The organism is Streptomyces spinosus (genome assembly GCF_020400655.1).
GTDB classification, from domain to species: domain Bacteria; phylum Actinomycetota; class Actinomycetes; order Streptomycetales; family Streptomycetaceae; genus Streptomyces; species Streptomyces argyrophylli.
Map to the genome: position 1 here is coordinate 49,794 of NZ_JAINRC010000003.1, position 21,755 is coordinate 71,548.

Annotated in this window: 21 protein-coding genes; 10 read left to right on the forward strand and 11 right to left on the reverse strand. The window is 73.5% G+C overall.

Annotated features, from left to right (window positions below; genetic code table 11):
* Positions 1-79: 79 nt before the first annotated feature.
* Both LG395_RS07120 and LG395_RS07125 read right to left on the reverse strand, forming a co-directional pair.
* Positions 80-658, reverse strand: a complete 579-nt coding sequence (locus tag LG395_RS07120; protein ID WP_171155632.1) for an ATP-binding protein — start codon at positions 656-658, stop codon at positions 80-82.
* Between the two features lie 443 nt (positions 659-1,101).
* Complete coding sequence (locus LG395_RS07125) at positions 1,102-1,479, reverse strand: STAS domain-containing protein (RefSeq protein ID WP_171155630.1); 378 nt, start codon at positions 1,477-1,479, stop codon at positions 1,102-1,104.
* Positions 1,480-1,725: 246 nt separating this feature from the next.
* On the opposite strand from LG395_RS07125, the gene LG395_RS07130 reads away from it, so the two are divergent.
* Together LG395_RS07130 and LG395_RS07135 are read left to right on the forward strand one after the other, a co-directional pair.
* Complete coding sequence (locus LG395_RS07130) at positions 1,726-2,622, forward strand: RNA polymerase sigma factor SigF (protein WP_225808825.1); 897 nt, start codon at positions 1,726-1,728, stop codon at positions 2,620-2,622.
* Between the two features lie 223 nt (positions 2,623-2,845).
* A complete protein-coding gene (locus tag LG395_RS07135; protein WP_225808826.1) occupies positions 2,846-4,381 on the forward strand; it encodes an RICIN domain-containing protein in 1,536 nt (511 codons plus the stop codon).
* A gap of 44 nt (positions 4,382-4,425) precedes the next feature.
* On the opposite strand, the gene LG395_RS07140 is transcribed toward LG395_RS07135, so the two are convergent.
* Positions 4,426-4,647: a hypothetical protein gene (locus LG395_RS07140; protein ID WP_225808827.1), complete on the reverse strand. Its 222-nt coding sequence runs from the start codon at positions 4,645-4,647 to the stop codon at positions 4,426-4,428.
* 117 nt (positions 4,648-4,764) lie between these two features.
* Here LG395_RS07140 and LG395_RS07145 point away from each other — a divergent pair, with 117 nt between their 5' ends.
* Positions 4,765-6,438, forward strand: a complete 1,674-nt coding sequence (locus LG395_RS07145) for a hypothetical protein (RefSeq protein WP_225808828.1) — start codon at positions 4,765-4,767, stop codon at positions 6,436-6,438.
* A 6-nt stretch (positions 6,439-6,444) separates the two neighbouring features.
* Here LG395_RS07145 and hutI read toward each other — a convergent pair whose 3' ends face one another.
* The 4 genes from hutI to hutU are packed head-to-tail and all read right to left on the reverse strand — an operon-like array spanning position 6,445 to position 11,928.
* On the reverse strand, positions 6,445-7,620 hold the full coding sequence (hutI, locus tag LG395_RS07150) for an imidazolonepropionase (RefSeq protein ID WP_225808829.1): 1,176 nt from the start codon (positions 7,618-7,620) through the stop codon (positions 6,445-6,447).
* 29 nt (positions 7,621-7,649) lie between these two features.
* Positions 7,650-8,987, reverse strand: a complete 1,338-nt coding sequence (locus LG395_RS07155) for a formimidoylglutamate deiminase (RefSeq protein ID WP_171155619.1) — start codon at positions 8,985-8,987, stop codon at positions 7,650-7,652.
* Positions 8,984-10,267, reverse strand: a complete 1,284-nt coding sequence (locus tag LG395_RS07160) for an allantoate amidohydrolase (protein ID WP_372463211.1) — start codon at positions 10,265-10,267, stop codon at positions 8,984-8,986. The genes LG395_RS07155 and LG395_RS07160 overlap by 4 nt, the downstream gene beginning before the upstream one ends.
* Positions 10,264-11,928, reverse strand: a complete 1,665-nt coding sequence (gene hutU, locus LG395_RS07165) for a urocanate hydratase (protein ID WP_171155617.1) — start codon at positions 11,926-11,928, stop codon at positions 10,264-10,266. Before hutU ends, LG395_RS07160 begins: the two co-directional genes overlap by 4 nt.
* Between hutU and LG395_RS07170 the strand changes: the two genes are divergently transcribed.
* The 5 genes from LG395_RS07170 (at position 11,901) to LG395_RS07190 (ending at position 15,773) form a co-directional block, all read left to right on the forward strand.
* Positions 11,901-13,472, forward strand: a complete 1,572-nt coding sequence (locus tag LG395_RS07170; RefSeq protein ID WP_372463212.1) for a type III PLP-dependent enzyme domain-containing protein — start codon at positions 11,901-11,903, stop codon at positions 13,470-13,472. The two genes, hutU and LG395_RS07170, sit on opposite strands and share 28 nt — an antisense overlap.
* 149 nt (positions 13,473-13,621) lie before the next feature.
* Positions 13,622-14,005 (forward strand): hypothetical protein, encoded by a 384-nt coding sequence (locus tag LG395_RS07175; RefSeq protein WP_171155613.1) that lies wholly within the window; start codon positions 13,622-13,624, stop codon positions 14,003-14,005.
* Positions 14,002-14,877 carry a transcriptional regulator gene (locus tag LG395_RS07180; RefSeq protein WP_225808831.1) on the forward strand — a complete coding sequence of 292 codons (876 nt, stop codon included), beginning with the start codon at positions 14,002-14,004 and terminating at the stop codon, positions 14,875-14,877. The genes LG395_RS07175 and LG395_RS07180 overlap by 4 nt, the downstream gene beginning before the upstream one ends.
* Positions 14,878-14,908: 31 nt before the next feature.
* A complete protein-coding gene (locus LG395_RS07185; protein ID WP_171155610.1) occupies positions 14,909-15,388 on the forward strand; it encodes a roadblock/LC7 domain-containing protein in 480 nt (159 codons plus the stop codon).
* A gap of 10 nt (positions 15,389-15,398) precedes the next feature.
* Positions 15,399-15,773: a roadblock/LC7 domain-containing protein gene (locus LG395_RS07190; RefSeq protein ID WP_171155608.1), complete on the forward strand. Its 375-nt coding sequence runs from the start codon at positions 15,399-15,401 to the stop codon at positions 15,771-15,773.
* A gap of 7 nt (positions 15,774-15,780) precedes the next feature.
* Here LG395_RS07190 and LG395_RS07195 read toward each other — a convergent pair whose 3' ends face one another.
* Together LG395_RS07195 and LG395_RS07200 are read right to left on the reverse strand one after the other, a co-directional pair.
* The gene (locus LG395_RS07195) at positions 15,781-16,365 is read right to left on the reverse strand and encodes a hypothetical protein (RefSeq protein ID WP_225808832.1); all 585 of its coding nucleotides are present in this window, start codon (positions 16,363-16,365) and stop codon (positions 15,781-15,783) included.
* Between the two features lie 92 nt (positions 16,366-16,457).
* Complete coding sequence (locus tag LG395_RS07200; RefSeq protein ID WP_171155604.1) at positions 16,458-17,300, reverse strand: MurR/RpiR family transcriptional regulator; 843 nt, start codon at positions 17,298-17,300, stop codon at positions 16,458-16,460.
* A 258-nt stretch (positions 17,301-17,558) separates the two neighbouring features.
* On the opposite strand from LG395_RS07200, the gene LG395_RS07205 reads away from it, so the two are divergent.
* Complete coding sequence (locus LG395_RS07205; RefSeq protein ID WP_225808833.1) at positions 17,559-17,996, forward strand: hypothetical protein; 438 nt, start codon at positions 17,559-17,561, stop codon at positions 17,994-17,996.
* Positions 17,997-18,170: 174 nt separating this feature from the next.
* Here the strand turns inward: LG395_RS07205 and LG395_RS07210 are convergent, their stop codons facing one another.
* Positions 18,171-18,932, reverse strand: coding sequence for an SDR family oxidoreductase (locus tag LG395_RS07210; protein ID WP_171155600.1), 762 nt, complete (start codon positions 18,930-18,932; stop codon positions 18,171-18,173).
* A gap of 147 nt (positions 18,933-19,079) precedes the next feature.
* Here LG395_RS07210 and LG395_RS07215 point away from each other — a divergent pair, with 147 nt between their 5' ends.
* Positions 19,080-19,934: a helix-turn-helix transcriptional regulator gene (locus LG395_RS07215; RefSeq protein WP_171155598.1), complete on the forward strand. Its 855-nt coding sequence runs from the start codon at positions 19,080-19,082 to the stop codon at positions 19,932-19,934.
* A gap of 344 nt (positions 19,935-20,278) precedes the next feature.
* Here LG395_RS07215 and LG395_RS07220 read toward each other — a convergent pair whose 3' ends face one another.
* The gene (locus LG395_RS07220) at positions 20,279-21,670 is read right to left on the reverse strand and encodes a cystathionine beta-synthase (protein ID WP_171155597.1); all 1,392 of its coding nucleotides are present in this window, start codon (positions 21,668-21,670) and stop codon (positions 20,279-20,281) included.
* Between the last annotated feature and the right edge of the window lie 85 nt (positions 21,671-21,755).

Here is a 21,755-nt window from a genome sequence, read left to right on the forward strand (position 1 = left end):
CACGCCGGAGTCGTGGTGATCCGGCGTGCGCCGGGCGGTGCCGGAGGGAGGCGGGGACCCGGGTGGCCTCCGCCGTCGCTCAGGCGGGAGCGCCCAGCTCCGCCCAGACCGTCTTGCCCGGCGTGCCGGGAGCGCGGACCACGCCCCAGTCCAGGCACAGCCGCTGCACGATGAACATGCCGTGCCCGCCGGGCCGGCCGGCGCGGTGCGGGGTGCGCGGGGCCGGCTCGCCGGGGCCCCGGTCGGAGACCTCCAGCCGGATCACCTTGTTGTCGCAGGAGAGGAGCAGTTCGTCGGGGCCCTCGGCGTGCAGGCAGGCGTTGGTCACCAGCTCGGAGACCACGAGCAGCACGTCCTCGGCGGCGGCCCGCTGCTCGGCGCCGGCGGCGGGCAGCCAGCCCCACGCGTACAGCGCCTGGCGGGTGAAGTCGCGGGCGAGCGGGACGGCCCCGCTCTCGCCTTCCAGGCGCAGCCTGCGGACCTGCCGGCCCCGGGTTGGCTGAGTGCCGTCGGCCGGGCCCGGCGGCCCGGACGGCACGGACGGCGCGGCTGCCCCCGTGGCCGCGCCGACGGTCGACGCAGCCCCCTCGGACGCCCCGGAAGCGCCGCTGGGCTCCGGGCCGCGGTCGCCCGGCGAGTAAGGCCGGGTGGTGCTCATCAGCGCTTCACCTCACCGATTCACCAGTTCACGATTCAATAGTCCGGTCAATAGTCCGGCCGGTGGTCTCCGGCCGTTCAGTCCTGTCGGAGGCCTGGCCTCCGTCGGCACCCTGGGCGCCGTCCGGCCGGGAGGCGGTCCGCACGCCGTTCGTACGCCGTCCGCACGCCGCCCGGTGGTCGCCCGCACGCCGCCCGGACGGGAATCCACACCCGCCCGTCCGCCGGACGCACGCCCCGTCCGGGGCGTCCGCCCGCCTCCGGGAATCCGGTGACCGACGACCGGCCACCGGCGCCGGTGGCCGGCACCCGGCGGAACGCCTCCCGCTTTCTTCTGCCCACTCCTGCCCGACCGATCCGGCGGAACACCCCCCGTTTCGGGCAGGATGTGTGTAACTCCCACGGGAAGCCGCGACGGACCGGACCGGACACCGGGGCGCCGGCTCAGTCGGCACCGTCGGCCAGGGCCGCCTCCAGGGAGTCGTGGACGGTGAAGACCGCCTCGGCCCCGGTGATCTCGAACACGCGGGCGACCACCGGCAGCATCCCTGCCAGATGGACCCCGCCCCCGGCGGCCTCCGCCTTGAGGCGGGCGCCGAGCAGGACGTTCAGTCCTGTGGAGTCGCAGAACTCCAGGCGTGAACAGTCCACGACAAGCCGCGTGAAGCCCTTGTCCAAGAGGTCGTCGAGGGGCTCACGCAAAAGATCGGCGGTGTGGTGGTCGAGCTCACCCGCCGGTGTCACAACGGCGCTGGAGCCCTCTTCCCGCACCTCCACCAGAAGCCGGCCCGACTGTGCGCTGCCGACCGTCCCGTGGTCCATGCCGTCTCTCTCCCGAGGTCGTGGCTGCTGATGCCCTCGAACATTACGCCTTCCATGCGCACTCCGACACCCGAACATCCGCACAGAAACGGACATATAGCCACAGAATGCACTTGCGACTCGCTCGGTGCAGCGGGTAGGGCTAGTAAGGACCCACCTACCTACACGCCGGCTTCGGAGGCGCCGCACACCGCAGTGCACGTACTGGCTTCGGCAGCCATATGCCGAGAACGATGGAGGACACCCATGTCACCCCGGCTCGACGCATCGCCTACCCCGACCGCGACGTCGACACCCCCACCGGAACAACTGGATCATCCCATCGACCCCCTCGATCCCTTCGAGGGACTCCCGGAGATCCCCCCATACGACGAGATCGCCCCGGTCGACGCGCGGGCCCTGTCCAAGACCCTCTTCGAGCGCCTGGAGTCGCTTCAGGAGGGGACGCACGAGCACGCGTACGTCCGCAACACCCTCGTCGAGCTCAACCTCGCGCTCGTCAAGTTCGCCGCCTCCCGCTTCCGCTCCCGCAGCGAACCGATGGAGGACATCATCCAGGTCGGCACCATCGGCCTGATCAAGGCGATCGACCGTTTCGAACTCTCCCGCGGCGTCGAGTTCCCCACCTTCGCGATGCCGACCATCATCGGCGAGATCAAGCGGTTCTTCCGTGACACCTCGTGGTCCGTGCGCGTCCCGCGCCGGCTCCAGGAGCTGCGGCTCGACCTGGCCAAGGCCGGCGACGAGCTGGCGCAGCAGCTGGACCGCGCCCCCACGGTCGCGGAACTGGCCGAGCGGCTCGGCATCTCCAGGGACGAGGTCGTCGAGGGCATGGCCGCCTCGAACGCCTACACCGCCTCGTCGCTGGACGCCCAGCCTGAGGAGGACGAGTCCGAGGGCGCGCTCGCGGACCGCATCGGGTACGAGGACCACGGCCTCGAAGGCATCGAGTACATCGAGTCGCTCAAGCCCCTGATCGCCGAACTCGCGCCCCGGGACCGGAAGATCCTCTCCCTGCGGTTCGTGGCGAACATGACCCAGTCGGAGATCGGCGAGGAACTCGGCATCTCCCAGATGCACGTGTCCCGGCTGCTGTCGCGCACGCTGGTACGGCTGCGCAAGGGGCTGACGCTGGAGGAGTGACCCTCCGCCCGCGACTTCCCCGCACTGCGGTGAGCGGCCCGGCCGGAACGCCGGGCCGCTCCGCCGTCCCCGTCGCGCACTCCACCGCTGTGCCGGGTGCCCGGCGGCCCAACCGTTATGCGGTTCCGCACAGAAACCTCTTTCCGCGACCGCCACCGTCCACCACTATGGGTCCCCAAACTGGCTGGTATGTCAGCGGCCTTCTCGGGACGGAGGGTGTTGCATGGCTGAGGGGGGCCACGCCACGGCGGGGGACCACGACCACGCGCCGGACGCGCGGCTGACCGAACTGCTGCGCTCCCCCACGCCCACGGCCTACCCGGCGTTGCAGGAGCTGCGCCGCCGGCACCACCCGGCGGTCCTCGCCTACGCCCGGCTGTGCGCGGCGAGCGAGTCCGCGGCCCGCCGGCTGGCGGCGGAGACGTTCACCACGGCGGCCCGCGAGACGGCCCGGGGTGTCGAACCGCCCGTCCCCCTGCGCCACCGGCTGCTGCTGCTCACCGTGCGGCTGGCGGCCGACTGGGCGCGCGACGAACGCTCCGCCGGTGTCGACCCGGCTCTGCTGCTGGTGCTGACCACGGCCGGCCAACCCGAGGGCCCGACCCCGCCCCTGCTCCCGGCCTTCCGGTCACTGCCGTCCCGCGCCCAGGGACTGCTCTGGTACGGCGTCCTCGAAGCGGAACCCGAGGAGCGCACCGCCGCCTTCCTCGGCCTCGGCCGGACGGACGTCTCCCACGACACCCCGCGGGCCCTCGCCGCCCTGGCCCAGGCCTGTCTGCGGCACCGGCTGGCCGCCTCCGACGACCCGCGCTGCGCGGACTTCCGGCGGCTGATCGAGGAGGCGGCACGGCCGGACGCCCCGCGCCGCAGCGCCGACCTGGACACCCACATGGCGCGCTGCCCGCACTGTACGGCCGCGTTCGAGGAACTGCGGGCCGTGCGGGACGCGCCCCGGCAGACCCTGGCCGAGGGTCTGCTGCCGTGGCGCGGAACGGCGTACCTGCGCGGGGACGAGCACCCCGCACCCGCCGCCGTGCCCACGGCCGCCGGCACGGCGGGCCGGCCGCCCCGGAGCCGCGTCCTGCTGGGCTCGGCGGCCCTGGGCGTGGCGTTGACCCCGCTGCTGGTCTTCCTGTTCGTCCCCGCGCACACCCCCGACCGCCGCCCGTCGGCGACGACCCCCGCCCCCTCCTCGGTGACGGTGACGGCGACGGTCTCGCTCCCCCCGTCGCACCCCGCTTCCCCGTCCCCGTCCCCCACGTCCGCGCCCGCGTCCTCCTCCCCGGCGTCGCACCGCCCGACGTCGGCGCCGCCCCGCCGCGAGACCCCGAGCCCGACGCCCCCGCCCGCCCCGCCGGGCGCCTTCTCCGCCCAGGTGGTCAACCTCGTCACGGGCCGTTGCCTGGACATCCGTGACGGCGACCTGGCGAAGGGCACCGACGTCGTCACGGCCCCCTGCGGCTCCTCGGCGACCCAGCGCTGGAGCGTCGACGCCTCCCTGGGCGTGCTCCGCTCGGCGGCCGACGACGACTTCTGCCTGGACAGCCGGGGCTCGGTCGACCGGGGCGTGGGCATCTGGGAGTGCGACTCGGTCCACGGCCGCAACGGCGAGAACCTCCGCTTCACCGTCGACCCCGACGGCACGATCCGCCCGGCCATCGCCCTCGAGACGGCGGTGACCCCGGCCGACGACGACGGCGTGACCCTGCGCCCCCTGTCCGGCAGCCGCGGACAGCGGTGGCGGGCGGGGGCGCGATGAGTGTGGCGGAGTCGGGCGGCAGAGCCTTGCTGGGCCTGCGCCACTCACCGGCTCCGGCTGGCGATCAGCGCGGTGCGGGTCCATGCGATGAGCTGCCGCACGATCGCCGTGGCACGAGCGCTGTGCGCCGGCAGGAACGGGAGTACGACCAGCGCCGGCGTACAGGCGAGGGTGGCGACGAGCAGCGGAACGATCGCGCAGAGGACGACGAGGACACGCTGCATCCAGCGGCTGCCCGCGACGACGGCGGTCCAGGATGGTGTCATGGTTCGACGGCTCCAATCCGTGGGAGGGACTCTCCGGGACACCACCGTGCAGAAGCGTGCACCCGTTGCGGCAGACGCACGGGTTGCCGATGCCAGGTCAACACGAGGGGGATCTCAGTGACGGAGTCGCTGCCTGCGACCAGGGGTTCGGGGAGCCTGGAGCGGGGCGAGGTCCCCGAGGTCTCCGCACTCGGCAACGAGTTGACGACGCTCTTCAACACGCTCGGGATGTCCCAGAGCGCGTACGCGGTCCGCGTCTCGCTCGACAAGTCGGTGGTGTCACGATCGCTCCGCGGCCGACGAGTGGCCACGCAGGACTTCATCGACCGGCTGGTCCGCGAGGTCGAATCATTGCGGGGCACCCCTGTTCAGCCCGAGGTCCGCTCGAATCTGCGCGCACTGCGCCTTGCGGCCCTGCGCGTGTGCGACCCGGCGGTGTACGAACTGGAGTCGCTGCGGGCCGAGATGGAGAAGACGCGACGCGAGGCCGAGCTCCTGACCAGACACCAAGAGGCGCTGCACGACCTGCTGGAGAAGAAGGAGCAGCAGATCGCACGGCTGCACGCCGAATTGAAGCAGGTGCGCCAGGACTGGTTCGCCGGCCGGCCCAGCGCCGCCGGCGCGGATGTGGAGGCGGCGCCTGCCGAGCCCGTCGCGGACAACGAAGGCCTGGTTCACGAGGTGGCCCGGCTCCGGGCCGAACTGGCAGAGGTGATCACCGCCCGCGCCGACGCCGAACGCCGATGCGCCGCCCTGGAGACCCAGGTCAGGGATATGGAGGAGGAACTGGCCGCGCGCTCCGGGGAGGGCGGCGGTGTCGCGCTCCCCTTGGAGGTCCTGCAGGACCAACTGACGGCGCACTGGGAAACGGGCCGTACCAGGGAAGCGGCCCGTGACCTCACCGAGGCAGCCCTGACCCGGCCCGTGGACGAGCTCTCCGACCTGGTCGCCTGGCTGGACCACCGGGGCGACCGACTGCACGGCGACCACGTCGTGCGTGAGGTGGCCCGCGTCCGCAGCGTCGAGGACGTGGCCGCTTTCGGCAAGCGCACACTGGACCGGCAGTGGACACCGTCCTTCGCCCACCATGCCGCCAAGAGGGCCGGGCTCCTCGCCGCCGAGGCGTGTCTGGTCATGACGCCGCAGGACATCGCGGTACTCCACACCCTGTGGCCGGACCAGTGGGATCCGGGAACGGACCAGATCCTGAAGCTGCGTCCGACAGGGCCGCACAGTGTCCTCGCCGCTCTGCTGGCGTCCCCGCGCGGCCTGGACGACATGGCTCAGGTCATGGCGCGCATCCCGGCCGATGAGAAGGCCGCGGTCAGGAACCTTCGCCCAGCGGCGTTCGGCAATTCCGGCGAACACACGCTGACGCTCCTGCTTGTGGCGCCGCAGTCCGAGTGGCGTGAGCTGCATTCCCTGCTCATCACCGATTTCGCGAGAAGGCTCGACACGGATCACGTGTGGCTGGCCGTGCACGACGCCCGGCTGGGACGGATGTCCGGCGAGCACTGGCGGTCCCTGACCCGCACCCTCCTGGACAGCATGACCCTGGAGCAGTTCTCGCGTGTCTTCACCGGTGTCTGCAAGGCGCACCAGGACTTCCTCACGCCCCAGGGCCTGGGCCGCACTCCCCTGTACGTGATGCTTCGGGAGATCAGCGACCGCGGGCTGCTCCCCGACTTCGCCAAGACAGCCGGGAGCAGGCCTGCCCTCCTGCCCGAGCGACGGAAGGAACGCGCGCTGGCGCGCAGTGCGTTGATCGCCTGGCGCACGGTCCAGGACTGACGGCGCTCACACCACCCGCACCCCGCGCCGCCACACGCCGCTGACCAGCGGTACGCCCGGGCGGTAGGCCAGGTGTACGTGGCTGGGGGCGTCCAGGAGGGTCAGGTCGGCGTAGGCGCCGGGGGTGAGCCGGCCGATGTCCGTGCGGCGCAGGGCCGCCGCGCCGCCCGCCGTGGCCGACCAGACCGCCTCGTCGGGGGTCATCCGCATGTCGCGGACGGCCAGGGCGATGCAGAAGGGGAGGGAGGAGGTGAAGGACGAGCCGGGGTTGCAGTCGGTGGAGAGGGCGACCGTCACGCCCGCGTCGAGCAGACGGCGGGCGTCCGGCCACTCGGCCCGGGTGGAGAACTCGGCGCCGGGGAGCAGCGTGGCGACCGTCGAGCTGTTGGCCAGGGCGTCGACGTCCGCGTCCGTGAGGTGGGTGCAGTGGTCGGCGCTGGCCGCGTCCAGTTCCACGGCGAGCTGGACGCCGGGGCCGTGGGAGAGCTGGTTGGCGTGGATGCGCGGGTGCAGTCCCCTGGCCTTGCCGGCCGTGAGGATCGCGCGGGCCTGGTCGCCGTCGAAGGCGCCCTTCTCGCAGAAGACGTCGATCCAGCGGGCGTGCGGCGCGCACGCGTCCAGCATCTCGCCGGTGACCAGGGCGACGTAGGCCGCCGGGTCGTCGGCGTAGTCCGGGGAGACGATGTGCGCGCCGAGGTACGTCACCTCGTCGGTGTGCCGTGCCGCGAGGCGCAGGGCGCGGGACTCGTCCTCGACGGTGAGGCCGTAGCCCGACTTGGTCTCGAAGGTGGTGGTGCCCTGGCGGAGGGCCTCTCCGAGATAACGGGTGAGGTTCGCCTCCAGTTCCGCGTCGCTCGCGGCCCGGGTGGCCGCGACCGTGGTCCGGATGCCGCCTGCCGTGTAGGAGCGGCCGGACATGCGGGCGTTGAACTCCTGCGTCCGGTCGCCCGCGAAGACCAGGTGGGAGTGGGAGTCCACGAAGCCCGGCAGCACCGCCCGGCCGCCCGCGTCGAGCCGGTTGTCAGTGGCGGGTGCTTTGCTGGATTCACCGGTCCACGCGATGCGGTCGCCGTCGATGACGACGGCCGCGTCCTGGACCAGACCGAGGGGGGACCCCCGTCCGAGGGAGGGGTCGTTGGTGACCAGCGTGGCGATGTTGGTGATGACGGTGCTGCTGCTCATGGTGTCGTCCTCGTGGGGGTCGGCGTGGCTCAGCCGCGCAGGGCTTCGACGGCGGCGGCCAGCGCCTGCGGCACATGGGGTACGAGCGTGTGCACGCCGTCGCGTACGACGTGCCGGCCGCCCACGACCGTGTGCCGTACGTCCGCCGCGCCCGCCGCGAATACGGCCGTCTCGGCGCCCAGTCTGGGCAGCGTCCCGGCCGTCCTGACCGAGTCCAGCGCGATCGTCGTCAGGTCGGCGAGCGCGCCCGGCTCGATGGTGCCGGCGTCGTCCCAGCCGAGGGCGGCGTGGCCGTCGGCGGTGGCGGCCCGCAGCAGGGCGGCGGCCGTCCAGTGGCCCCGGGTGCGGCTGCGCAGCCGCTCGTCGAGCTCCATGGCGCGTGCCTCTTCGAGCAGGTCGATGACGGCGTGGCTGTCGGAGCCGAGGGAGAGCGGGGAGCCGGCCCGCTGGAGGGCGACGGCCGGGCCGATGCCGTCGGCCAGGTCCCGCTCGGTCGTCGGGCACATGCAGGTGCCGGTGCCCGAGTCGCCGAGCAGGGCGATGTCCTCGTCGGTGACGTGGGTGTTGTGCACTCCGGTGGTGCGCGGCCCGAGGACGCCGTGGTCGGCGAGGAGCCGGGTGGGCGTGCGGCCGTGGGCGGCGAGGCAGGCGTCGTTCTCGGCGGTCTGCTCCGACAGGTGCACGTGCAGCGGGGCCCGCCGCTCCCCGGCCCAGCGTGCCACGGTCGCCAGCTGCCCGGCGGGCACGGCCCGTACGGAGTGGATCGCCGCCCCGATCCGCGCGTGGTCCCGTTCCTTGAGAACTGAACAGCGTTCGGCCCAGGCCTCCGCGCTGCCGTCGGAGAAGCGCAGCTGGTGGGCGGTGGGCGGCTCGCCGAAGCCGGAGGAGAGGTAGCAGGTGTCGAGGAGGGTGATGCGGACGCCGGCCTCGGCGGCGGCGGCGATCAGCGCCTCCCCCATGGCGTTGGGGTCGGCGTAGGCGGTGCCGCCGGGGGCGTGGTGCACGTAGTGGAACTCGCCGACGCAGGTGATGCCGGCGAGGGCCATCTCGGCGTACACGGCGCGGGCCAGGGCGTGGTAGGTCTCCGGGGTCAGCCGGTCGGCGACGGAGTACATCACCTCGCGCCAGGTCCAGAAGGTCCCGGAGCCGACCTGGACGGTGCCGCGCAGCGCCCGGTGGAAGGCGTGGCTGTGGGCGTTGGCGAGGCCGGGCAGGGTGAGCCCGCGCAGCACCTCGGCGCCGGGCGGCGGAGTGGGCGTCCCGGTGCGGACGGCACCGATCCGGCCGTCCGTCACCTCCACCGTGACTCCCGGCTCGACGTAGGTGCCGAGCCAGGCGTGCTCCAGCCAGTAGGTCCCCTTGGTCACCTGCGGACCAGTCCTTCCAGTACGTCGGCGAGTGCGCGCACCCCGGCCACGCAGTCGTCCTCGGCGGCGGACTCGGCCGGGGAGTGCGAGACACCGGTGGGGTTGCGCACGAACAGCATGGCGGTCGGGACGCTCCCGGAGAGGATTCCGGCGTCGTGTCCCGCACCGGTCCCGAGCACGGGCACCTTCAGGCCGGTGTCCTTGCCCAGGATGCGGCCGAGTTCGTCTCGCAGGGCGTGGTCGAACTCCACGACCGGGGTGAAGGACTCCCGGACGACGTCGAGGTCGATGCCGTGGGCGTCGGCGTACTCCCGGGCCGCCTTCTCGATGCCGCCCACCACCGTGTCCAGGGTGTCCTGGTCGGCGGCGCGGGAGTCGAGCCAGCCGCGCACGAGGGACGGGATCGCGTTCACCCCGTTGGGCTCGACGGCGATCTTCCCGAAGGTGGCGACGGCACCGGCGAGTTCGGCCTCGCGGCGGGCGGCGAGCACGGTCTCGGCGTACGACAGCATGGGGTCGCGGCGGTCCACGAGCCGGGTGGTGCCGGCGTGGTTGGCCTCGCCCCGGAAGTCGAACCGCCACCGCCCGTGCGGCCAGATGGCACTGGCGATGCCGACCCGGTCGCCGGACAGGTCCAGCGCGCGGCCCTGTTCGACGTGCAGTTCCACGAAGGCGCCGATCCGGGCCAGCCGCCCGGGGTCGGGCCCGATGGCGTCCGGGTCGTACCCGGCCGCCTCCATGGCCCGGGGCAGGCTGACCCCGTCCCCGTCGGTGAGCCGGTGGGCCTGCTCCACGGTGAGCTGCCCGGCGGTGAGGCGGGAGCCGACGCAGGCGAGCCCGAACCGAGCGCCCTCCTCGTCCCCGAAGTTGACGACGGCGAGCGGTCTGGCGAACTCCACGCCCCTGCCGCGCAGTTCGTCCAGGGCGGCGAAGGAGGACACGACCCCGAGGGGGCCGTCGAAGGCCCCGCCGTCCGGCACGGAGTCCAGGTGCGACCCGGTGACGACGGCGTCACCGGCGGCCGGGTCCCCCAGCCAGGCCCACTGGTTCCCGTTCCGGTCGACCTCGTAGGCGAGCCCGCGGTCCTCGGCCTGCTGCCGGAACCAGGCCCGGCACTCGGCGTCCGCCCCGGTCCAGGCGTAGCGCCGGTAACCGCCGGAGCCGGGGTGCCGGCCGACGGGGAGCAGCTCGCGCCACATCTCCTGGAAGGAGGTCCCGGGCCGGGGGCCGCCGTCGTGCCGGGCGGGAGGGTCGCCGTGCCCGGCCTCGCCGGCCGTCACGCCTCGTCACCCTCACGCATGGGCACCCGGACCCCCCGCTCGGCCGCGACCGACTCCGCGCTGTCGTACCCGGCGTCCACGTGCCGGATGACGCCCATCCCGGGGTCGTTGGTGAGGACGCGCCGGATCTTCTCGCCGCCGAGCTTCGTGCCGTCGGCCACGGTGACCTGACCGGCGTGGATGGACCGCCCCATGCCCACGCCGCCACCGTGGTGGATGGACACCCAGGAGGCGCCCGAGGCCACGTTGACCATCGCGTTCAGCAGCGGCCAGTCGGCGATCGCGTCGGACCCGTCGAGCATGGCCTCGGTCTCCCGGTACGGCGAGGCGACGGAGCCGCAGTCGAGGTGGTCGCGGCCGATGGCCAGCGGCGCGGCCAGCTCACCGCTCGCGACCATGTCGTTGAACCGCTCGCCGGCCTTGTCGCGCTCGCCGTAGCCGAGCCAGCAGATGCGGGCGGGCAGGCCCTGGAAGTGGACGCGCTCGCCGGCCATCTTGATCCAGCGGGCGAGGGACTCGTTCTCGGGGAAGAGCTCCAGGATCGCCTTGTCGGTCTTGGCGATGTCGGCCGGGTCGCCGGACAGGGCCGCCCAGCGGAAGGGGCCCTTGCCCTCGCAGAACAGGGGGCGGATGTAGGCGGGGACGAAGCCGGGGAAGGCGAACGCCCGGTCGTAGCCCGCGAGCTGTGCCTCGCCGCGGATGGAGTTGCCGTAGTCGAAGACCTCGGCACCGGCGTCCATGAAGCCGACCATGGCCTCCACGTGCCGCGCCATGGACTCACGGGCGCGGGTGGTGAAGCCGGCCGGGTCCTTGGCCGCCTCGTCGGCCATGTCCTCGAAGGCCACGCCCACCGGGAGGTACGACAGCGGGTCGTGGGCGGAGGTCTGGTCGGTGACGATGTCGACGGGGGCGTTCATCGCGAGGAGCTGCGGGACCAGTTCGGCCGCGTTGCCGAGGACGCCGATGGACAGCGGACGACGGGCGTCGCGCGCCTCGGTGGCCAGCTGGAGCGCGTGGTCGAGGGAGTCGGCCCTGACGTCCAGGTAGCGGTGCTCGATGCGGCGCTCGATGGCGCGCGGGTCGCAGTCGATGCAGATCGCGACGCCGTCGTTCATGGTGACGGCGAGCGGCTGGGCGCCGCCCATGCCGCCGAGGCCGGCGGTCAGGGTGATGGTGCCGGCCAGGGTGCCGCCGAACTTCTTGGCGGCGACGGCGGCGAAGGTCTCGTAGGTGCCCTGGAGGATGCCCTGGGTGCCGATGTAGATCCAGGAGCCGGCGGTCATCTGGCCGTACATGGTCAGGCCGAGGGCCTCCAGGCGGCGGAACTCCTCCCAGTTGGCCCAGTCGCCGACCAGGTTGGAGTTGGCGATGAGGACGCGCGGGGCCCACTCGTGGGTCTGCATCACGCCGACCGGCCGGCCGGACTGCACCAGCATGGTCTCGTCCTGCTTGAGGGTCCTCAGGGTGCGGACCATGGCGTCGAAGGAGCGCCAGTCACGGGCGGCCTTGCCGGTGCCGCCGTAGACGACGAGCTTGTCGGGGTGCTCGGCGACCTCGGGGTCGAGGTTGTTCTGCAGCATGCGCAGGGCGGCTTCCTGCTGCCATCCCAGGGCGCTCAGTTCCGTGCCGCGCGGTGCTCGTACGGGGCGGGGTCCCGACATCGTCTGCCTCCTCCTGTGCCTACGTCTATTCACATCCTGTAGGCCTGAATAGAGCTAGTCAATACATCGGGACGGCCCCGTCCGCGCGCGGCGGGTGTTTGGCTGGAAGCACCGGTAGCCGGGAACAGGACGGAGAAGCCGTGGCGGAGATCGAGACGGTCGGGGACGTCGGGAGCGAGGCGCGGGGGCGGGCGGTCCGCCGGGACCGGGCCGTGCGGGCCGCCGTCGAGCGGGGACTGCTGGGGCCGGACGCGGCCGTGGTGGGCCTGCTGGACGTCCTCGGCATCCGGGAGTCGGCGGCGGCGCTGCGGGCGGCGTTCGACGCGGTCGTGCCGCCCGGCACACCCGTGCTGCACGCCTTCGCGGTGAAGGCGACCCCGCTGGTGCCGGTGGTGCGGCTGCTGCACGAGGCGGGCATCGGCGCGGAGGTGGCGAGCCCCGGCGAGCTGGCGCTGGCCCGCGCCGCCGGGGTGCCGCCCGACCGGACGGTGCTGGACTCGCCGGCCAAGACCCCGGCCGAGCTGCGCGAGGCGCTGGCCCTGGGCATCGCGGTGAACGCGGACAACGCGCAGGAGCTGGACCGGCTCGACGCCCTCGTGCGCGCCGCTCCCACCCGGTCCCCGCTCGGGCTCCGGGTCAACCCGCAGATCGGCGGCGGCACCATCGGGTCGACGTCCACGGCGACGCGGACCTCGAAGTTCGGGGTGGCGCTCAGGGACGAGGGGGCGCGCAACTGGGTCGTCCGGGCGTACGCGGAGCGGCCGTGGCTGACCCGGCTGCACGCGCACACCGGCTCGCAGGGCATCCCGCTGCCGCTGCTGGCACGGGGCGCGGCGGAGGTGTACGCGCTCGCGGAGGAGATCAACGCGGTCGCCGGACGGCGGCAGGTCGGCACGATCGACATCGGCGGCGGCCTGCCGGTGAACCTCGCGTCGGAGGAGACGGCGCCGTCGTACGCCGACTACGCGCGGCTGCTGGCCGAGCGGGTGCCGGGGCTGTTCGACGGGCGGTACGGGCTGGTGACCGAGTTCGGGCGGTCGCTGCTGGCCAAGTACGGGACGGTGGTCGCCCGGGTGGAGTACGCCAAGACCGCGGGCGGACGGCGGATCGCGGTGACGCACGCGGGCGTGCAAGTGGCGACGAGGACGGTGTACGTGCCGGAAGCGTGGCCGCTGCGGATCGCCGCGTACGACGCCGGGGGACGGCCGAAGACGGGGCCGGAGGTGGTGCAGGACGTGGCCGGGCCGGCCTGCTTCTCGGGCGACCTGCTCGCCGAGGGGCGCGCGCTGCCGCCGCTGGAGCAGGGCGACTACGCGGCGGCGCTGGACACGGGCGCGTACTACTTCGCCCACCACTACGCGTACAACTCCCTCGCCCGGCCCGGCGTCTACGGCTACGCGCCGGACGGCGAGGGGGGCGTCTGCTTCGCTACGGTACGGGAACCGCAGACCGTCGCGGAGGTGGTGGCGGAGTCGGGAGGGGCGCACGCGTCCGCGCTGACCGGCCTCCCGGGCGCCACCGGCGCACGTCCCTCGCCCGGGTGATCAACTCCGGCGCGGCGCAGGGCAGTTGACCCACACTAGTACGCCCGAGGCATGTTCCAACGGAAAATGCCAAAGGCCTCACCTCTCGCACACACGTTGCGTAGTGTCGGCGTCACTCAACCGGAGTCCCAGGCGGGAGGGGAGCCACGGTGCCCGGAATCGACGAGTGCTTGCTGGAAGCGATGCGGTTGCCCGGTGCCCGGGGAGCCGCGCTGGTGGACTGGACGAGCGGACTGGCCCTCGGCACGGTCGGGGAGGCGCCCGGCGGCGACCACGAGACGACCGCCGCCGAGGCCGCCGAACTCGCCCGGATGGCCGCCGAGCACGGCACCTTCGCGGCGGGCGGCGACGACCTGCCACCCGTGGAGGACGTGATCATCAGCAACGGGGACAGCTACCACCTGCTGCGCTTCGTGGACACATCCTTCGACAGCAGCGTGTTCCTGCACCTGTGGCTCGGCCGCGAGGAGGGCAACCTCGCGCTCGCCCGGATCCGGCTCGGTGAGATGGCCGCCCGGCTGGTGCTGGGATGACCGTGGTCAGCACCCCGCAGCCGGCCCTCCCGGTCCGGGACAAGGGGGCCGGGCGCGCCCTGTCCCCCATGCTCACCCGGCTCGCCGAGGAGCGGGCCACCGGCGTCCTGGTCCGCGAGCACGGCGTCCTGCACCTCGCCGAGGGCCGGGTGGTGCACGCCGAGAGCCCTCTCGCCCCCGGTCTCGACGTGCTCCTCACGGCCCACGGCACCCTCGCGGCCGCCGCCTGGCAGCAGGCGGCGGCACGGACCGCGGGCCCCCTGCACGCGGCCGAACTCCTGCTGCGCTCGGGCGTGCTGCCCACCGGCGCGCTGGAGCTGTGCCACCTGGACGCGGTGTACGACGCCGGGTACTTCGCACTGGCGCCCAGCAGCACGCCGGGACGGTTCCGGTACGACTCCGCGCCCCGGCTCGGCCCGCTGCCCTCGGTGCCGGTGGTCGCGCTGGAACGCGAGACGCTGCGCCGCCGGCTGCTGCTGCACCGGCTGTGGCCCGACCCGGCCGCCGACACCGCCCCGCTGATCCGCGCGGACCCGGCCACCGGCCGCACCCCGGCGGACCCGGCCGGTCCGGCGGGGCCCGTCACGCCGGGCCGCCGGGCCGCCCGAGTCGCCCCCGCCACGCCGGTGACACCCCGGCAGCGGGCCGTGCTGGACCGCGTGGACGGGATGCGCACGGCCGCCGACATCGCCCGGAACCTGGGCCGGCAGGCGTTCCACACGCTGGTCGACGTGCGCCGGCTGACGGCCGCCGGGCAGATCGCACCCGCGCCCGCGGCCCCCGCCCCGCCACCACCGCCGCCCTACCAGGTCACCACCGACCCCGACATCGCGCTGCTGAAGAGGCTCAGGGATGCGCTGGAGGCGCTTTGAACGGCAACGCCCCGCCGAGAGGAGAGACCTGATGGTGGCCGAAGAGGACCTGCGGACCGTCCTGGAGGAGCTGCTGCGGCTGCGCACCCGGGTACCGCAGCTCACCGGCGCCCTCGCGGCCGGCGTCGACGGCCTCGTCGTCGCCCACGACACCCCCGGGGTCGACCCGGAGGGCCTGGCCGCGCTCACCGCCGCCGCGCTCGGCGTCGCCGTGCGGGTCGCCGACGCCACCGGGCACGGCGGCTTCCGGGAGCTGCTGGTGCGCGGCGAGCGCGGCTACATCGCCACCTACGCGGCCGGCCGCACCGCCGTCCTGACCCTGCTCGCGCAGGACCGGGTCAACGTCGGCCGGCTGCACCTGGAGGGGCGCCGGGCCGGCGCCCGCATCGGGGAGCTGCTGGACGCCGCCGAGGCCGTACGCCCGCTCCCGAGGACCACCCCCGCACGGACCCGCACTCCCCGCGCGCCCCGCACCACGGCCGCCGAGGCGCGCACCGCAACCGACAGCTGAGAGGACCACCATGGCCAACACCGAGACCGCACTGAAGGAAGCCCTCACCTCCATAGAGGGGGCGACCGGTGTCGCGCTCGTCGACTACACCAGCGGGATGGCGCTGGGCACGATGGGCGGCAGCAAGAGCTTCGACCTGAACGTGGCCGCCGCCGGCAACACCGACGTCATCCGCGCCAAGATGCGCACGATGGAGATGCTCGGCCTCAAGGCCGGCATCGAGGACATCCTGATCACCCTGACCGACCAGTACCACCTGATCCGCCTGCTCAGCAGCCGCGGCGGCAACGGGCTGTTCCTGTACCTGGTCCTCGACTCCAGCCGGGCCAACCTGGCGATGGCCCGGCACCAGCTGAAACGGATCGAGGCGGAGCTGGAGGTCTGACGACCTCTCAGACCAGTGCGGCGGTACGGCGGCGGGCCCCGCCCGGGGCCGCGTCGCCGGCCGCGACGCCCGTACCGCGCAGGCCCTTGACGGCCTTGCCCGCGGGGCGCCCGCCGCGCCGGTCGAGCCAGTCGACGCGCACCCACAGCAGCGTCTCCCGGGTCCGCTCCAGCCGGCCGAGCCACGCGGCCTTCAGCCGCAGCCCGGCGCCGAGCCCGGCCAGCAGCATGCCGCCGGCCGCGGGCACGGCGAAGGCGGAACCGAGCGCTACCGCCCAGCCCAGCAGCAGCCACCAGCGGTGGCCCCGGCGCCAGACGCGCACGGTCACCGCCCGGTCCTGCAGCACGTCGTACTTGCCCGCGCGGGCCGTCCCGCGGGCGAGGGCGGCGTACCGGCCCCGCCGGACGAGCGCCACGACGGCCGCGCCGATCAGGAACAGCGCCGCCCCGGCCAGCACGCCGATGCGCCGCCCGGTCACTCCCTCCGGCACGACCCCGATCCCCGCGGCGACCACTCCGAGCCACCACAGCGGTGCGGCCCCGGCCCGTACGACGACGGCCACCCGAGCCAGTCCCTGTCCTCCGCGCGCCACGTCAGCCTCCCGTGTCACGTGTCCACAGCGCATGTGTCCCGTCGGAAGCTAATAGCAGAACCTGAGACGAATCTGAGAGTGGCGGGACCCGGTCATTCCACGAACAGGCCGTGGGCCGCCGCCTTCGCGTCGAACTCCTCCAGGCGGGCCTGCGCGTCCGGCAGGTCGTCGCAGAGCGCCTCCAGCAGCACCCGGCCGAGCAGCATCGGCGCGCAGGCGGTGTCGAAGGCGAGCCCGGTGCCGACGGCGGCGGGCAGCAGCAGGTCGGAGTGCTTGGCGACCGGCGCGAACGCGGAGTCGGCGACGGTGACCACGGTCAGGCCGGCTTCCTTGGCGTAGGCGAGGGTGTCCACGACCTCGCGCGGGTGCCGGGGCAGCGCGAAGCACAGCAGGGCGGTGGCGCCCGCGCGGACGGCGGCGTCGATACGGTCGTGGATCATCGTGCCGCCCTCGTGGAGCAGCCGGACGTCCGGGTGCACCTTGGCCGCGAAGTAGGCGAAGCCGTACGCCTGGGAGGCGGCCGCGCGCAGCCCGAGCACCGGCAGCGGACGGGAGGCGGCGAGGATCCGGCCGGCGCGCTGCACCGGGCGGGGGTCGGCGAGCAGCTCGGCGAGGTGCCTCAGGTTCTCGATCTCGGCCTCGACGGCCTGCTGGTACTCGTTGTAGGCGGAGACCTCGGCGGCCGGTTCGGCCGGGACGACCTCGCGCAGGTGCTTGCGCAGGGCGGGGTAGCCGTCGAAACCGAGGGCGACCGCGAACCGGGTCACCGACGGCTGGCTGACCCCGGCCAGTTCGGCCAGTTCCACGCTGGACAGGAAGGGCACGTCGGCGGCCCGCCGCACCATGCTGTGCGCGATGCGGCGCTGGGTCGGCGTGAGCCGGTGGCCCTCGAAGAGCGCCTGCAATCGGTTGGCAGGGCTGTCGGTCCCGCTCATCACGTACTCCCCCTCCGGATTCCTCGACGCCCCGGGAGAGTACAGCGCCGAGGCGTCGGCGAACACGGGTCTGCTATTCAGTCACTGTGTCACTGCATACTGTTATACAGCCCCATGTCCGGCGCCGCCGTACGCGCCGGTCGCGCGCCGGTCGCGCGCCGGGACTCGGTGGGCGCGGTGGCCTCGGTGGGCAGCCCGAACCTGGACCGGGGGCTAACCCCAGTGCCGTCCGGCCCGCCGATCCCTACGCTGACCGGCATGAGCACACTCGATCCCGGGGACGCCGGGCTCCGGGCGGACCCGAACCTCCGGAAGGACCTGGACGCGACCGTCCGCGCCCGCAGGGAACTGGGCGACGACTACGACTCCGCGTTGGTGGAGTCCTTCCTGGAGAAGGTGGAGCAGCGGATCGACGACGTGGTGGACCGCCGGGTGCGACGGCAGCTGGCCGAGCGGCAGATGGCCACGGCCCGCGAGACCCGGCGGCCGAAACCGGCCGACTCCTGGGGCGAGCGTTACGGCTTCGCCCTGATCACGCTGGTCCTCGCGATCCCGCTGTCCGCCATCGCGGGTGCGCTCGCCGGCCTGTCCGGGATGGTGGTCACCTGGCTCGGCATCGTCGGCGTCAACGCGGTCCAGGCCGTACGCCTCAACCCGGACCTGCTCCCCGGCCGGCCCGGCCCGCCCGAGGCGTGACACTGACCCGACACGGGGCGACGGCCCTGCGGGGGCGGGTGACCGACAGAGGGCAGGTGAACGGCGCACGGCGAGTGCCCAGCACCGGCCGACCGCCCGCCGGCGGACCAGTGAGTAGGCCGGTGAGCGGCGCGGGGGCGACACCCGGCACCGGCCGTCCGCCCCGCGGCGGGGTTACGCCTGGCGGGTCGGCAGGACCATGATCTGGCGGAGGTTGACGTGCCGGGGGCGGCTGGTGGCGTAGGCGACGACGTCGGCCACCTCCGCCGCGGTCAGTCCCCCGATCGCCCCGAACAACTCGTCCAGCTGCCCCGACAGCTCCGCGCTGGCGACGTGCGACGCCAGCTCGGTCTCCGTCAGTCCCGGCTCGATGTTGGTGACGCGGACGTCGCGCGGGCCCAGTTCGCCGCGCAGGCTCTGCGACAGGTAGGTGACGGCCGCCTTGGTCGCCCCGTACACCGCGTAGTTCGGGAAGGTCACGTGCGCGCCGATGGAGGAGATGTTCACCAGGTCGGCGGTGCGCCCCTCGGCCGCGGCGGCCAGCAGGTCGGCGGTGAAGGCGCGGATGATCCGCAGCACACCGGTGACGTTAGTGTCCAGCATCCGCTGCCACTCGTCCAGCCGGCCCTCCTCGACGGGGTTCGGCAGCATGACACCGGCGTTGTTGACGACGAGGTCGACGGCGCCGAACGCCTCGTGGACCCGGTCCCGGGCGGCGGCCACGGACGCGTCGTCGGTGACGTCGGCGGCGACCGCGAGGGCCTGGCCGCCCTGCGCCCGGATCTTCTCCACCAGCGCGTCCAGCCGGTCCGCGCGCCGGGCGAGCAGCGCCACCCCGGCCCCCTCGGCGGCCAGGTGCAGGGCGACGGCCTCGCCGATGCCGCTGGCGGCTCCGGTGACCACGGCGGTGCGGCCGGACAGGTTCTCGTACGACATGGGTGCTCCCTCGTGGATCGCCGGCCGGGGCTGCTCCCCGGCGGCAGGCACCACTGTCGTCGCGTCCGGCGGTCCTACCCAGGGATGCGCTTTTCCTGGGTATGCCAGTACCAGGAACGAAGACCGCCTCTCCCCTACGATCGGGTCATGGACGGGGACTGGACCGAAGCAGAGGTGGGCGACTTCCTGCGCTCGCGCCGCGCCCGCATCAGGCCGGAGGACGTCGGGCTGCCCGCGCACGGGCGGCGCCGGGTGCCGGGCCTGCGCCGCGAGGAGGTGGCCCAGCTCGCGGGTGTGAGCGTCGACTACTACGTCCGGCTGGAGCAGGGCCGGGGCACCAGCGTCAGCGACGCCGTGCTGGACGCGGTCGCGCGGGTGCTGCGCCTGGACGAGACGGAGCACGCGTACCTGCGCACGGTGGCGCGTCCTCACCGGCAGCGGCGGAAGCCGGCCGGTGCGTCCCGCGTGCGGCCCGGCCTGCGGATCCTCCTCGACGGCATGGATCGCAGCCCGGCGTTCGTGCTGGGCCGCCGCATGGACGTGCTCGCCTGGAACGCGCTCGGCGACGCGGTGGGCGGCTTCGGCCGTCTGGCACCGGCCGAACGGAACATCCCCCGGCTGGTCTTCCTCGACCCGGCCTCCCGCGAGCTGTACCCGGAATGGGCGGCGGTGGCCGCGCAGACGGTGGCCCAGTTGCGGCTGCTGGCCGGCCGGTACGCCGACGACCCCGGACTGTGCGCGCTGGTCGGCGAACTGACCCTGAAGAGCGAGGACTTCCGCCGGCTGTGGACGGACCACGAGGTCCGCGAGTGCGCGTTCGGCGTGAAGAAGGTGCGGCATCCGGTCGCGGGTCTGCTGACCCTGCCGTACGAGACGCTGACGGTGCCGGCGGACCCGGAGCAGACGATCGTGGTGTACACGCCGGAGCCGGGCTCGGAGACGGCGGAGCGGCTGGCCATGCTGGGGAGCTGGAACGCGGCGCCGGCCACGGCCGGCGAGTGAGGAACCACGACGGCGGGCGGTCCCGTCCGCGGGAACGGCGCCGGTCGAGGCGCGGGAAAAGGGTGCGCGGGGACCGCCGCACCCCCGTTTCCGGGGGGCGGGACGACGGCGGTCCCCGCGAGGGACGCGGGCCGGGTCAGGGCCGGGCCTACGCGTCCGTGGCGTCCATGGAGGTCCGGGAGCCGCTCCGGAGGTCCTTGGCGCCGTTCGGCGTCGGCCTGGGCGGGGAGCCGCTCCCACCCCTGCCGACACCCCCTACTCTTCCGGACCCGTGTTAAGCGGGTGCTGCGCGCACATGACGCCCTCGTACCACTTCCGCGAACCCGGGCCCCCGCCGAAGCGGGCTACCTGGTGCCGCCCTTGGCCAGGAAGGCCAGCAGGTCCTGCCGGCTGACGACGCCGGTCGGCTTGCCCTCGACCAGCACGATCGCGGCGTCCGCCGAGCCCAGCACCTGCATCAGGTCGCCGACCGGCTCGCCGGAGCCGACCTGCGGCAGCGGGGCGCACATGTGCTTCTCCAGCGGGTCCTCCAGCGAGGCCCGCTTGCTGAACAGGGCGTCGAGCAGCTCCCGTTCCACGACGGAGCCGACGACCTCGGCGGCCATCACGTCCGGGTGGCCGGCGCCCGGCTTGACGACGGGCATCTGCGACACGCCGTACTCGCGCAGCACCTCGATGGCCTGGCCGACGGTCTCCTCCGGGTGCATGTGCACCAGGGACGGGATGGAGCCGCCCGCCTTGTCGCTCAGGACGTCACCGACACGGGCGCTCGGGCCCTCGTCCTCCAGGAAGCCGTAGTCGGCCATCCACTCGTCGTTGAAGATCTTGCTGAGGTAGCCGCGGCCGCTGTCGGGCAGCAGCACGACCACGACGTCGTCCGGGCCGAGCCGCTCGGCGACCTTCAGCGCGGCCACGACGGCCATGCCGCAGGAGCCGCCCACCAGCAGGCCCTCCTCCTTGGCCAGCCGGCGGGTCATCTGGAAGGAGTCCTTGTCGGAGACGGCGACGATCTCGTCCGCGACGCTGCGGTCGTAGGCGGTCGGCCAGAAGTCCTCACCGACGCCCTCGACCAGGTACGGCCGCCCGGAGCCGCCCGAGTACACGGAGCCCTCGGGGTCGGCGCCGATGACCTTGACCGCGCCCTGGCTGGCCTCCTTCAGGTAGCGGCCGGTGCCGGAGATGGTGCCGCCGGTGCCGACGCCCGCCACGAAGTGGGTGATCCTCCCCTCGGTCTGCTCCCACAGCTCGGGACCGGTCGAGTGATAGTGCGAGAGCGGGTTGTTGGGGTTGGAGTACTGGTCGGGCTTCCAGGCGCCGGGCGTCTCGCGCACCAGCCGGTCGGAGACGTTGTAGTACGAGTCCGGGTGCTCCGGAGCCACGGCGGTCGGGCACACGACCACCTCGGCGCCGTACGCGCGCAGCACGTTGATCTTGTCGGTGCTCACCTTGTCCGGGCACACGAAGATGCACTTGTAGCCCTTCTGCTGGGCCACGATGGCGAGTCCCACGCCGGTGTTGCCACTGGTCGGCTCGACGATCGTGCCGCCCGGCTTCAGCTCCCCGCTCTCCTCCGCGGCCTCGATCATGCGCAGGGCGATGCGGTCCTTCACGGAACCGCCCGGGTTGAAGTACTCCACCTTGGCCAGGACGGTCGCCTGGATGCCCTTGGTCACGTTGTTGAGCCGCACCAGCGGGGTGTCGCCGACGAGGCTGATCATCGAGTCGTGGTATCGCACCGTTGTCTCCGGTCGCTGCAAAAGAACTGTTCGTAGTGGTGCCGCCAGCCTAAGGCCAGCGGTGCGGCGGGCGCGGTCGTTCACT